The 12,117-nt window shown below is 58.2% G+C and carries 12 protein-coding genes; 6 read left to right on the top strand and 6 right to left on the bottom strand.

What is annotated here, in order from left to right; genetic code table 11:
• Positions 1 to 390: 390 nt before the first annotated feature.
• Both JOF28_RS07980 and JOF28_RS07975 read left to right on the top strand, forming a co-directional pair.
• A complete protein-coding gene (locus JOF28_RS07980; RefSeq protein WP_209705278.1) occupies positions 391 to 924 on the top strand; it encodes a hypothetical protein in 534 nt (177 codons plus the stop codon).
• A complete protein-coding gene (locus tag JOF28_RS07975) occupies positions 921 to 2,699 on the top strand; it encodes a type IV secretory system conjugative DNA transfer family protein (RefSeq protein ID WP_209705277.1) in 1,779 nt (592 codons plus the stop codon). The genes JOF28_RS07980 and JOF28_RS07975 overlap by 4 nt, the downstream gene beginning before the upstream one ends.
• An 84-nt stretch (positions 2,700 to 2,783) precedes the next feature.
• Here JOF28_RS07975 and JOF28_RS07970 read toward each other — a convergent pair.
• Positions 2,784 to 3,961, bottom strand: a protein-coding gene (locus tag JOF28_RS07970) for an IS3 family transposase (protein ID WP_425342488.1) whose coding sequence is annotated in 2 segments (ribosomal slippage) — positions 2,784 to 3,679 and positions 3,679 to 3,961 — 1,179 coding nt in all. Because the reading frame shifts where the segments join, the coding sequence is not laid out codon by codon here.
• A gap of 83 nt (positions 3,962 to 4,044) precedes the next feature.
• Between JOF28_RS07970 and JOF28_RS07965 the strand changes: the two genes are divergently transcribed.
• The 4 genes from JOF28_RS07965 to JOF28_RS07950 all read left to right on the top strand — a co-directional run bounded on the left by JOF28_RS07965 (position 4,045) and on the right by JOF28_RS07950 (position 6,934).
• Positions 4,045 to 4,464 (top strand): hypothetical protein, encoded by a 420-nt coding sequence (locus JOF28_RS07965; RefSeq protein ID WP_209705276.1) that lies wholly within the window; start codon positions 4,045 to 4,047, stop codon positions 4,462 to 4,464.
• Positions 4,464 to 5,231, top strand: a complete 768-nt coding sequence (locus JOF28_RS07960; protein WP_209703953.1) for an ATP-binding protein — start codon at positions 4,464 to 4,466, stop codon at positions 5,229 to 5,231. Before JOF28_RS07965 ends, JOF28_RS07960 begins: the two co-directional genes overlap by 1 nt.
• 257 nt (positions 5,232 to 5,488) lie before the next feature.
• Positions 5,489 to 6,739, top strand: coding sequence for an IS256 family transposase (locus JOF28_RS07955; protein ID WP_071044057.1), 1,251 nt, complete (start codon positions 5,489 to 5,491; stop codon positions 6,737 to 6,739).
• A gap of 45 nt (positions 6,740 to 6,784) precedes the next feature.
• Positions 6,785 to 6,934 carry a hypothetical protein gene (locus JOF28_RS07950; protein ID WP_209705275.1) on the top strand — a complete coding sequence of 50 codons (150 nt, stop codon included), beginning with the start codon at positions 6,785 to 6,787 and terminating at the stop codon, positions 6,932 to 6,934.
• Positions 6,935 to 7,103: 169 nt separating this feature from the next.
• Here JOF28_RS07950 and JOF28_RS07945 read toward each other — a convergent pair whose 3' ends face one another.
• The 5 genes from JOF28_RS07945 to JOF28_RS07925 all read right to left on the bottom strand — a co-directional run bounded on the left by JOF28_RS07945 (position 7,104) and on the right by JOF28_RS07925 (position 11,824).
• Positions 7,104 to 7,880 (bottom strand): SDR family NAD(P)-dependent oxidoreductase, encoded by a 777-nt coding sequence (locus tag JOF28_RS07945; protein ID WP_209705274.1) that lies wholly within the window; start codon positions 7,878 to 7,880, stop codon positions 7,104 to 7,106.
• 431 nt (positions 7,881 to 8,311) lie between these two features.
• On the bottom strand, positions 8,312 to 9,127 hold the full coding sequence (locus tag JOF28_RS07940; protein WP_245189906.1) for an ABC transporter ATP-binding protein: 816 nt from the start codon (positions 9,125 to 9,127) through the stop codon (positions 8,312 to 8,314).
• A gap of 52 nt (positions 9,128 to 9,179) precedes the next feature.
• The gene (locus JOF28_RS07935; RefSeq protein ID WP_209705273.1) at positions 9,180 to 9,764 is read right to left on the bottom strand and encodes an ABC transporter permease; all 585 of its coding nucleotides are present in this window, start codon (positions 9,762 to 9,764) and stop codon (positions 9,180 to 9,182) included.
• Positions 9,765 to 9,992: 228 nt separating this feature from the next.
• Positions 9,993 to 10,775: an ABC transporter permease gene (locus JOF28_RS07930; protein WP_209705272.1), complete on the bottom strand. Its 783-nt coding sequence runs from the start codon at positions 10,773 to 10,775 to the stop codon at positions 9,993 to 9,995.
• A 56-nt stretch (positions 10,776 to 10,831) separates the two neighbouring features.
• Positions 10,832 to 11,824, bottom strand: coding sequence for an ABC transporter substrate-binding protein (locus JOF28_RS07925; RefSeq protein ID WP_209705271.1), 993 nt, complete (start codon positions 11,822 to 11,824; stop codon positions 10,832 to 10,834).
• Positions 11,825 to 12,117 lie beyond the last annotated feature (293 nt).

The raw sequence follows: 12,117 nt of genomic DNA, 5'->3' as shown, positions 1-12,117 counted from the left end.
CGTCGGCACGACTCAGCGGGTCTGTGGGCCCCTTATGAGTATGCGCACGTCAAACGATGATGTCTTCCTGAACATCGGGCTGGACTACCCAGACCCTCAACGGTTCGCCATCGTGGTATGGGATATTGGTGGCGTTGAACCTGAATCTCCTGGGCTCACAATCTGCGCGAATGGCCCCATCACCTCCTACAATGGGGTCGCTCAGATAGAGCTCCGTGACCTCGGCCTTGTAGAGGTTTGGGACTAATCGAAGGGTTCAGCTCCCAATCGACATGTGGCCCGCTACAAGACCCAATCTCCTCAGTAGATAAGAGCTAGCATCTGCGATCGATCTGGTGGGATACCTGTCGACAAACTAGGGCGCAAATTGTCGCCGCGCACCTGTGCAGTATGAGCAATCGCAAATCCGCCAGAGTCCCTTCCAAGACACCAGTCAATCTCCCACTGGCCGACATTCACGTCGATGAGCGCGGTGCGATGCGCGCGACTCTCGATGGCCGAGTATTTCAAGCTCCTGGCGCGGAGGCGGAATGGAGTAGGGCTCGGTTCGGTGAGCTGCTCGACGCAATTTCCGAGCATCGCACGCGCACCGTCCGGGTCGAAATACATGAGTTCGATGGCTCGGTGTTCACCGAGATTGTCAATGCGTTGCGAAATGAGCGTGCTACAGCAGAGGCTGCTCCACCCAGTGCGATGCGGCGAGCGCGGCACCGTCCGATGCATCAGCTGTTCGAGATTACCGCGTCTGGATTCATCCCCGGCGAAGACATCACCGTCGCGTTGTCGGTTTCAAACGCCGAAGGATCTGCTGATGGGAGTGCTCGTGGGCTCGTCGACTTGAGCCAGTTGGTGGACCACCGTTCAGAGATCATGCTGATCGGACGCGTTTCGGGCGTGATCGTCTCGGAACGCTTACCGTCATGAGTGCTCCACAAGCGCAGGGGCGTGGTCTCGGCGATGAGTTGACCAACGCCTTGATGATTGCACTTGTCGCTGTTTTTAGTGTTGCCGTAGTCCTGCGAGCAGCAGGTTCGATTGCTGCCTTCCTCACTGGGGCAACGCAACCAGATGTCGGAATTGCCGGTGGTGTCAACGTTCTCTTTGATCCGTTGGACCCGGCAGCAGCCCTCAAAGCGCCCGCGCTCAACGCGATCATCTACTGGGCGGTGGCGATGACGTTGCTGCTCGGACTCGGCGGGCTGATCGGCTGGGGCTGGATGAAGTGGCGCCGCCATTCCCGCGCCGCCGATGCCGATCCGCGCAAGCTCGCGGGCACTGCCACGAGCCACGAGGTCGCAGCCAATGCGTCCGCGAAGTCGCTCTTGCACCGGGCTGCCACGCTTCGTCCTTCGCTGGAAAAGCCAATGCCTGAGGACGTGGGTTACTTGCTGGGCCGGTCACGTGGCAAGCAGGTTTGGGCCAGCGTCGAAGACTCGATCCTGCTGATCGGTCCCCCGCGCTCAGGCAAAGGTCTGCACATCGTCATCCCCGCGATCCTTGATGCACCGGGCGCGGTCGTCACGACGTCGACGAGGCCCGACAACCTCACTGTCACACTCAGAGCACGCGAGCAGTTCGGGCCAGTCGCGGTTTTCGATCCGCAACGCCTCGCTGAGGGCGTCCCTGCCGGGCTGCGGTGGTCGCCTATACGCGGGTGCGAGGATCCGCTGACCGCGATGATCCGAGCAACCGGGCTTGCCGCGGCCACCGAGCTATCTTCGGGTGGCGTCGAAGGCGGCGGGTTCTGGGAAGGAAAGACGCGCATTGCGTTGCAGGCACTCCTGCATGCGGCGGCCCTCGACCACCGCAGCCCAACAGAACTCTTCCGTTGGACGCTCGACCCTGCGGCGGCGGCAGAAGCGGTCGCCATCTTGATCGGGTCGCCACTCGCCGCAACGGGTTGGGCCGAGTCACTGGAAGCGATGCTCGATGCTGATCCGCGCACACGCGACAGCATCTGGCAAGGTGTTTCACTCGCGCTCTCGGCACTGGCCGATCCGAGGGTGCTCGATGCTGTCAGCCCAGCTGAAGGCGAACACTTCGATCCAGAGACGTTCATCCGCAATCGCGGCACGCTTTTTCTACTTGCAACCGGTGCGGGTGCCGGGAACAGCTCGGCTCTCGTCGCGGCCTTCGTTGAAGACCTCGTCGAGACGGCCCGCCGCATGGCAGCACGATCACCGGGCGCCCGGCTTGATCCGCCGCTACTACTCGCCCTCGATGAGATTGGAAATCTTGCGCCGCTTCCCTCGCTCCCGACGCTCATGGCAGAGGGCGGCGGCACAGGGATCACCACCATGCCCGTGCTCCAGTCACTCGCCCAAGCGCGAGACAAATGGTCCGAGAATCAAGCGGCCGCCATCTGGGATGCCAGCATCGCGAAGATCGTTCTCGGCGGCGCATCCAACTCCCGCGACCTCCAAGACCTCTCCACGCTGATCGGAGAGCGAGACGAGTTCACTGATTCGATCACGTTGGGTGACTACGGTTCGCGCTCGAACCAGCGCTCCATTCGCCGCGTCCCAATCTTGCCACCCGACCGTATCCGAACCCTGCCATTTGGCACCGGGGTCATCCTGCTGCGATCGGCACCCCCAATTATCACCGACCTGCACCCCTGGCCAAAGCGCCCAGACAGCCCGCAGCTTAAGGCCGACCGCTCGGCAATTGAGGCATCGCTGGAACGCCCCGCAACGTAACAGCGCGCGGGAATCCAGGCGCACCTTCCTGTTGCAGTGACCGAACAAAGGGGTCTGCTGAAGCTTTGATTGACTCTGGTTTCTTTACGCCGCGAGTGCGACGCTGCCTACATTAACAACTTCAAACTCGACCGGGGTCAACTTCCCAAGCCCACGCTGGCGACGCTTGCGATGATACTTCCCCTCAATCCATGCCACGATCGCGAGCCGCAACTCCAGCCGTGTCTCCCATACTTTCCGGTCGAGCACATTTTTCTGCAGGAGCGAGAAGAAACTTTCCATCGCCGCGTTGTCGCCCGCCGCCCCTACACGCCCCATCGACCCCTGCAACTGGTGCCTGGTGAGCGCGTGTTGGAAGCTCTGCGATCGAAATTGACCGCCTCTGTCTGAATGCACAATCGTGCCTACCGGATTCCCGCGCTGCTCCACCGCGTTCGTGAGCGCGGCCACGGCAAGGGCCGCTTGCATGCGGTCACCGATCGAGTAGCCCACGATCCGGTTCGACCACACGTCTTTCACCGCGCAGAGATAGAGTCTGCCTTCTTTCGTCCATTGCTCCGTAATATCCGTAAGCCACAACAAATTTGGCCCAGACGCTGTAAATTCCCGCTCGACCAGATCATCGCCCACCGGCGCGCCAGCACGGGCGTTACGTGGCTTACGTTTCGTGATTACCGAACGGATGCCGGCGACATGACACAGCCGCCACACACGCCGTTCTGACACTTCGTAGCCCAGGCCTTGGAGCTCGTCGGCGAGGAACCGGTACCCGAACTCGGGGTCTTCCGCATGAATCTCGCGTAGTACCTCGATCAGATGTGCTTCTTCGATTTCACGGTTCGACCGGGGCTGTTTCACCCACTGGTAGTACGCCTGCTTCGTAAATCCCAGCACCCTGCACGCCACCGCGACAGGTACCCTCACTGGGGCGCCTACTGCGGCCATCTCTTGGACGAGCGGGAACACTATTTTGGGGGTGTGATGTGGATCTGTGACAGATACGCGGCCGCGCGACGCAGGACCTCGTTCTCTTGTTCGAGGAGCCGGTTACGTTTGATCAGTTCACGAATCTGAGCATCTTCCTCGCGCGATACTTCGGCCGCAAGAGGTAAGCCGCGGTCGGTCCGGTCGGCATCGGTCACCCATTTTGAGAGCGCTGATTTCGAGATCCCCAGATCCTTGCAGATCTGTGACTGGGTCGCGCCTTGTCTGACGAGCGCGACGGCGTCTTTTCTGAACTCTTCCGAGTATTTAGCCATGATCCATATCCTCCCAGCCAGTCCTACAGAACTGGCGGACAAGAGTCAACCAAAGCTTCAGCAGACCCCCTGCCCAGTATCAAAACGTGGACGGGCTCTGGTCACGGGAATGGTTTCTACAACGGGCCCGCGCATTCGGCCCAGCAACGGTCGAAGTGATCGGGCAGGTCATTGACCGACGTGCTCTCGAGGCTCAGGGATTCCTTGACTGCCGAAACATTCTCGACAGCCTCGGAAAGAACAACAAGCTGCGTCTTGAAGCCGCCTGCCAGCAGATTCTGTCAACAGGTGGGCACCCGACATACACAACGATCAAACGAATCATGGCTGCAATCGATTCCGATGCAAAGAAGCCGGCCCGAGTACGGCCGGCCGCGTCGACCAGGAAACGTCCGGCATTTGAGGCTGCAGCGGGCGAAGCCGCCACCCCGGATGAGTCTCCTTCCGGAGCGTATATACGTGGCGCGGACTATTACCGTCAGCTGGGCGAGCGGAGGACGTTCTAATGTTCACCGATGACGACTACGAAATGTTCCGTGATTTACGTGTCGCTCATATCGCGACCCGCTTCGAGGAACTCATCACGGATGAAGCGAACGACCATTTCACGCCGGAGCAACTGTTCTTGACTGCTGCGACTGACGCACTCGAACTGCGCCACGCGAACCGGGTCAGCGGGGCGATCAAGAAAGCCGCGTTCCCGCTCCCCGGAGCCTCGATCGCTGAACTCGACTACCAAGAGGGCCGCGGCATCACCAAAGTACGGATGCAACGCTACGCCGGCCAGGACTGGAAGGCCGAGACGTTGAATTTGCTCATCACTTCACCCTCGGGCGGCGGGAAAACGTATCTCGTCTGCGCGCTCGGAGTAGCGGCCTGCCAGAACGGTCACTCCGTCGCCTACGTGCGTATGGACGACCTTGCCCGCAAACTCGTGATCGCCCGGCATGACAGCATTAAACATCAGGCCATGCTGAACGAGTATTCCAGGGTGGATCTCCTCATCATCGATGACTTCCTCACTGTGGGTATCGACCCTGATGCTGCAGCCGACTTATTTACGATCCTCGCGAATCGTGAACATCGTGCCCCGACGATGATTGCGTCGCAGTCGGGCCCGGACTATTGGGTGGACGTGCTGCCCGACAAAGTAGCTGCAGACTCGATCGTGAACCGTCTGGTGAACCACTCGAAGAAGATCAACCTCGGCGAGATCGATATGCGCCGACACCGCGATGAGCTTGCCCGGCAGGCCCCGGGCTACTGGGAGTAACCGCGCCATGCTGGGTATCGGGAAGCAGCTACAAGAGGGCTGCTTCCCGATACCCAGAATCTTGCTTTCCGATACATGGACTAGCGCTTCCCGAAAGGACTATGCGCCACTCTGCCACCTATCCCGCGGGTGAAGTAGTGCCCCGTAGAGTGGTGTAACGAACCCCGAGTAACAACGGCCCCACTGAAAGAACAGCGTGGCCACCGGGGACACCTTCGAGAAGCCTTCTAACTCTCACTCGAAAGGGCATCACACCGATGACCACTCCTTCTATTGTCGACCCTGCTGCTGTTCTCACCCAAGCCCTGGGCGACGCTTCGCCAGATCTGATGCGCACCCTGCTGCACACCATGATCAACACGCTCCTCTCCGCCGAGGCCGACGCGGTCTGCGGCGCCGAGTACGGCACCCCTTCACCAGACCGCACGAACTCCCGCAACGGGTACCGGGCCCGCGAGCTCGATACCCGCGTCGGCACGATCGATGTGCAGATCCCGAAACTACGGCAGGGCAGCTACTTCCCTGACTGGCTCCTCGAACGACGCAAACGGTCCGAGTCAGCGATGATCACCGTCGTCGCTGACGCCTACCTCGCGGGCGTCTCCACGAGACGCATGGACAAACTCGTGAAAACGCTCGGCATTCACTCACTGTCGAAATCGCAGGTCTCTCGCATGGCCACTGATCTCGACGAACACGTCACCGAGTTCCGCACCCGACCGCTCAGTGATGCCGGCCCGTTCACGTTCGTCGCGTGTGACGCCCTCACCATGAAAGTACGTGAGGGCGGGCGAGTGATCAACACGGTCGTGCTCGTCGCGACCGGCGTCAACGCCGATGGGCATCGTGAAGTGCTCGGCATGCAGGTCGCGACGAGCGAGACCGGGGCGGCGTGGAACATGTTCTTCGCGGACCTCGTCGCGAGAGGACTGACCGGAGTGCAGCTCATCACGTCAGACGCACACGCTGGCCTGGTCGAGGCCATGCGGGCCAACTTTCCCGGCACCAGTTGGCAGCGTTGCCGCACCCACTACGCCGCGAACCTCATGTCGGCCTGCCCGAAGCAGATGTGGCCTGCCGTGAAAGCAATGCTGCATTCCGTCTATGACCAGCCCGACGTTGCAGCTGTCGAGGCACAGTTCGACCGGCTCCTGGACTACGTCGGCGAGAAACTGCCTGGCGTGCACGATCATCTCGATGCTGCCCGCGCCGATATCCTCGCATTCACGGCGTTCCCGAAAGATGTGTGGCAGCAGATCTGGTCGAACAACCCCAACGAACGTCTCAACAAAGAAATCAGACGTCGCACTGACGTTGTCGGTATTTTCCCGAATCGAGACGCGATCACCCGGCTCGTTGGAGCGGTCCTGGCAGAGCAATCTGACGAGTGGGCGGAGGGCCGCCGATACCTCGGACTCGAGGTGTTGGCTCGTTGCAGGGTTCGCCTCATCACGGACAACGTTGCTGAGGAGGTGGCTGTGGAACTACCCCTCACGTTGACTGCGTAGCCAAGCTCATTCTCGAAGAATGATCGTTACACCACTCCACGGGACTTGACCGCGGGTGAAGCCACCCCCAATGTTGGGCTTTACAAATACTTCGAGATCGGTTGGGAAATCTCTGAGGTCATTTGGCTCGCCGCAGAGCTACTCAAGGAGCGCTGGCTTGCCGGCACTTTTTCGAGTATCGAGGAAGCGACATAGCACGCGATGAAGAATCAGGGTCTCGAGATCGTCGAAGTGCACAGCAGCACACACGAACCGCAAATTCTCGAGGCCCCGGTTATGCGCTGGGCTGACGGCGCCGCCTTCACGCTGGCTTAGAAGGTCTCGCACAGTTTTACACAGCTAACGCCCAGTTGGGCAGTCACTGTTAAATAGCTGAGGTCATTCCGCCATCGAGGAGTATGTCCTGGCCTGTGAGGTACGAGGCCTTATCGGAGGCGGCGAACATTACAGTGTCGATAACTTCTTCCATGCTCACTCTTCTCCCGAGTGGAAGCTGAGAAAGCAAGTGAGCGTTCATTGCCTTCACTTGTGGATCAGTAGATCGACTCGACCGCGAGTTAGGGTTTTCTACCCACCCTGGGCTAATACTGACCGCCCTAATCCCATGTTTCGCCCCTGCCGCGGCGATCGTACGAGTCAACGCAACAATTCCGGCATTCGCCGCGGAGTGAGCAGTCGCGGGAAAGGCAAGGCCTTCGCGATGTGCCGCTATTGAAGCAATATTTATGATTACGCCGCTGGACTGGCTCACCATCGTCGGCCAGACAGCCTTTGAAGTAACAAAATCAATGGTCAGCTCATTACGTATGGTGTACTCCCAGTCGTCTAGTGAGTACTCATCGAACGAACCGAATCGAACCGATCCTGCGTTGTTGTAAAGAACATCAATACGACCAAAACGTTCAAGTGCGCTATTCACCCAGCGCTCAACGTCGTTCGGATCTGCAAGGTCAACTGGTCCGACGGTTTCGATCTCGCCGCCTTGCGCAGCGACCAACGCCTGGGTTTCAAGAGCGTTGTCTAGATTGATGTCGGCACCGACAACGTGTGCGCCTTTGGCGGCAAAGGCCAAGGCGGCAGCTCTTCCCATGCCGCTACCAGTCCCACTTATCAGGACAACTTTTCCGTCAAAACTTCCCACTTCGCTGTGTTCCTCTCGTCGTCCCCTGCAGGTGCCGCAGGGTTGCTGAAATCGATGTTGCACCGGAGATCAAACGTGCGACAAGCTTCGCAAAACACAGCTCACACGAAAATCTATCAGCACTACTGGATGACCTCGGCACAGCCGGGATTCGCGATATCGACGGTCTGCTGAAGGTGTTGTTGATCGTGTGCAGGCTGCCTTCCCCGGAAAGCTGCAGCATTGAACCGCGATCAGAAAAGTCGCCCCACCCTGGGGCCTTATACCAGGGTGGGGCGACCTTATGAGTCTTATAAGTCGTTCCCTTGTATGGCCAGGCAATTAACAACAAGATGGATACCTCATTCTTGGAATTTGCCCCAGCCCCTCGGCTTTTACCTGTTCGGCTGGCTTTCTAGGTGACGCTTTTCGCGCCTGCGAGTCAAAGTTGCTTAGTGATCGCGCAGTCGCTCGAGGATCCTAGCTCGCGCTACAGAGAAGCGTGGGTCAGCCTTCGTAGCTACCTGGTCCCTGACGTCGCCAAATCCTGTTTCGATAACGTCCACCACGGTGGCGGGCTTCTCAGCGATGACTACCACTCTGTCCGACAGATAAAGTGCCTCGTCAATATCGTGGGTTACGAGAAGGATCGTCACCCCGAGGTTTGCGTGAAGATCGATGACTAGATCCTCGAGATCAAATCGAGTCTGCGCGTCGACCGATGCGAACGGCTCATCCATGAGCAGTACAGGAGCATGGTAGGCGAGTGCACGTGCGATTGCCACGCGCTGCTGCATGCCGCCCGACATCTCCCAGGGGTACTTATCACCCTGACCGGCAAGCCCGACTGCCTCGAGATTTCGGTCAGCAGTGTGCAGACGTTCCTGGCGTGCGACGCCCTTACCTTCAAGCGGGAAAGCAACGTTTTCGCGCGTTGTCATCCACGGCATGAGGGACCGGCTGTAGTCCTGGAAAACAACAGCGATGTCAGGGTGTGGGCCTTGAATCAATTCGCCGCTGACAGAGATCTCACCTGCAGTGGGAGTGATCAGCCCAGACAGGCAGCGAAGGAGGGTAGTCTTGCCGACGCCGGAGGGGCCAACGATAGAGACAAACTCACCAGCCTTCACTTCGAGATTGAGTCCTCGAAGAATCGGGTTGAGTTTCTCCCCTGAGCCGTAGCTCATTGTCAGGTTGTCAACAGTAAGAATCGTTTCGTCACCAGTGGGGAACGTCGCGATCGAGGTTGTGTTATAGATGTTGCTCAATGGATTTGCTTCCTGGAGATGGCGTAAGAACTAGGGAGTCGCAGGGGCGTAATTACTTCGCTGCTGACAAGAAGTACCAGCGGAGAATGCGTCGTTCCAGCACGATGAAGAGTGTCGAGAGAATATAGCCCAGGAGACCAACAAGCAGTGCTCCGCCCCAGGTCTCTGGAATCTTGAACCGTGATGAGCTGTTCAGAATGTAGAACCCAATGCCGTTTTCGGCGGCAAACAGCTCGCTGACGACCATCATCACGATTGCGATCGGAAGGGCCACACGAATGCCCGCAACGATCTGGGGCAAAGCTGCCGGCAAGAGAATGCGCCGGAAGTACAGTGCCTTCGGGATGCGGTACACCTGAGCTGCATCTCGAACGGTTGGCTCAATTCCACGTACTCCGTCAATAGCGTTGAGCAAAATTGGCCAGACGCAGGCGAACGCAATCGCCATGATCTTTGGCGCCCCGCCGATGCCGAAGGCTCCGATGATGAGCGGTACGAGCGCGGTCTGGGGAATTGAACGAATGAAGTTGATGAGCGGTGAGAGCGCTTCGAACAAGACTTTCGTTTCACCGAGGATGAGGGCTAGTACGATCCCGACAACGACAGCGATTACGAACCCGTACAGCAGGTTCTGCAAACTGAAAAGCAATGCGCTGACTAGTGCGCCGTTTGCAAAGTCTCGCGCAATAACGTCGACGATAGATTCCAGCGAAGGTACGTAGACATTTGTGCTGTTGGCGCTAATAAACCACCAGAGCACAATCACTAGCACTGGAAGCCACACACGTTCGAGCGTTCGAATTACAAGAGTCATCAGGGGGCCTATCGGTTTTCCGGAATCACGGCATGGAGTGAGCGTGGCAGCTTATGAGGCATTGCTTCTCCGATTCCAAGCCAGCAAACGATTTTCTAGCTTTCCAAGCCCTGCAGCCAGCCCCCAGCCCAGTAGGCCTGTAAAGAAGAGGTAGGCAAATGCGACATCCCAGTTCTGCGTCTCTTGCGCGAGGGTGATCTGACGCCCAAGACCAGGGTTTTGGCTCAGCACCTCCGTACTCACTGCAACGAGAACCGCGATGGAGGCCGAAATGCGTAAGCCGGTAGCGATGAAGGGGGAAGCAGAAGGCAGCATTACCTTGCGGAAGCGCAGGAGGAGCGGAATACGGAACATCCGGATCGTGTCGTTCAGTGCCGATTCGATGCGCCTTGCACCGTAAATGGTCTGCACAAGGACAGGCCACAAACAGGAGATCGCCACCATGAAGATTTCCATGCGAATGTTGGCTCCTAAGAAGAGGATGACAACAGGCAGGAGGGCGATCATGGGAAACGAGCGACCGATGTCGATGAGTGCAGAGGTCGCTCGTTCAACTGGTGCCAACGATCCGATTATGAGACCGAGTAAGACACCGAGGACTGCAGCGATTGCCCACCCCGCGAGCGATGCTGAGACAGTTTGAAGTAGGGCCGCCCAGAAGTGCGCCGAGAAAAGTGTGGTGCCTATCGATACCAGGACTTCCCACGGAGCAGGTGTCATGGACGGCATCGCGTGGATGGTCACAAGCACCTGCCAGATTACGAGCAGGAGGATTATGACCCCAAAACGCATGCTGAGCATTGCGTTTCGCGGTGACATAGTTTTGGTATTCATGAACCCCGGCGTTCTCACTCGAGAGGAATTTTCTTCTGGGCGGCCTAGCTAACTAATTACTCGTTGAGCGGAGTGCCGCTCCAGAACATGTCCTGTGCCTTCAGCTCGCGCATGTAACCGAAATCGTGCATCGCGTCCAGCTGTGCCTGCAGTTCAGGGACGTTGATAGCCAAGCTCATCGGTGAGAGGACCTGTGAAACCTTATCGATAGGAACCTGGAGCTCATCGGCACGGAACTGCAGTACGGCGTCCTTGTTCTCTTCCTTCTCGTAGTAGTCGAATGCCTGCTGCATTGCTGACTGGAAAGCCTCGGCGGTGTCAGGGTTCTCTTCGACCCACTTCGTGGCTGAGGCCCACACTGTGATGGGTGAGTTGCCCTGGTACTCGCGCACAGGAGCAGCGACTTGCTTTGCTCCTGCGTCAAGCATCTGGAAGTAGAAGGGGTCTGCGGGGAATACGGAGTCAACGGTGCCTGATTCAATAGCAGCCTGCATGCCGCTGTAGGGAATCGCAACCTGCGTGATCTCATTTACGGGATCAGCGATGCCCTCATCAATGGCCTGCAGCAAAAGCGGAATTTCAGTGCCATTGCCAATGCCGACCACTCCCACGGTCTTGCCCCGCAGGTCAGCCACTGTCTCAATGGGGCTGTCAGCTGCCACGAGCACACCGGAAGTGTCGATCTCGGTGCTTACAACACCGTTACCAGCGATGCCGACGACGGGCATGCCTTCAGCTACAGAAGCAGAGAGACCGCCCCAGGATGTGGCCCCGATTTCTACTTCACCGCTGAGCACCTGTGACACGATAGCGGCGGGATCTGCGCCAGCCTTGAGAGTTACGTCGAGCCCAGCATCTTCGAAGTAGCCCTCGGTCTGTGCGATCATTGCGGTTTCATAATGTACCGGAGCGTACAAGACAGTAATGGGGGTGAGCTCGTCGCCCGATCCGCCGGAAGCGTCAGTTCCGCCGCCTGAACTGCATGCGGTGAACGCGATTGCCGTGATCGCAGCGACGCCAACCGTTCCCAGTAGCTTCTTCTTGTTCATTATTTTCCTCCTCATTGAGGTGACTTTAGTGATGCGTCCCAATTACGTGTTTAAATCTGACGTGGACTTGTCTGCTGGGTGCAGTTTGGGGGTCCTAAGATAACTATACAGACTTGTTTGAATAATGCATTAAATTCCCAACAATGTTTGATCTTGGTCTAGTGCGGCGCAGCTCGCTTTGGCGTTTCGATTAGCCCCGCCCATGTCTGGCTTGAGACGTCTACTGAAATAGACGGCGGCAGGGGAGGCTTGCACTTTCATTTGCAAGCCTCCCCCGCCGCCGGAGTGGAACG

Source organism: Leucobacter exalbidus (genome assembly GCF_017834145.1).
Classification (GTDB): Bacteria; Actinomycetota; Actinomycetes; order Actinomycetales; family Microbacteriaceae; genus Leucobacter; species Leucobacter exalbidus.
The sequence above is the reverse complement of the archived record's forward strand: the minus strand, read 5'-3'. Positions and strand labels throughout refer to the sequence as shown.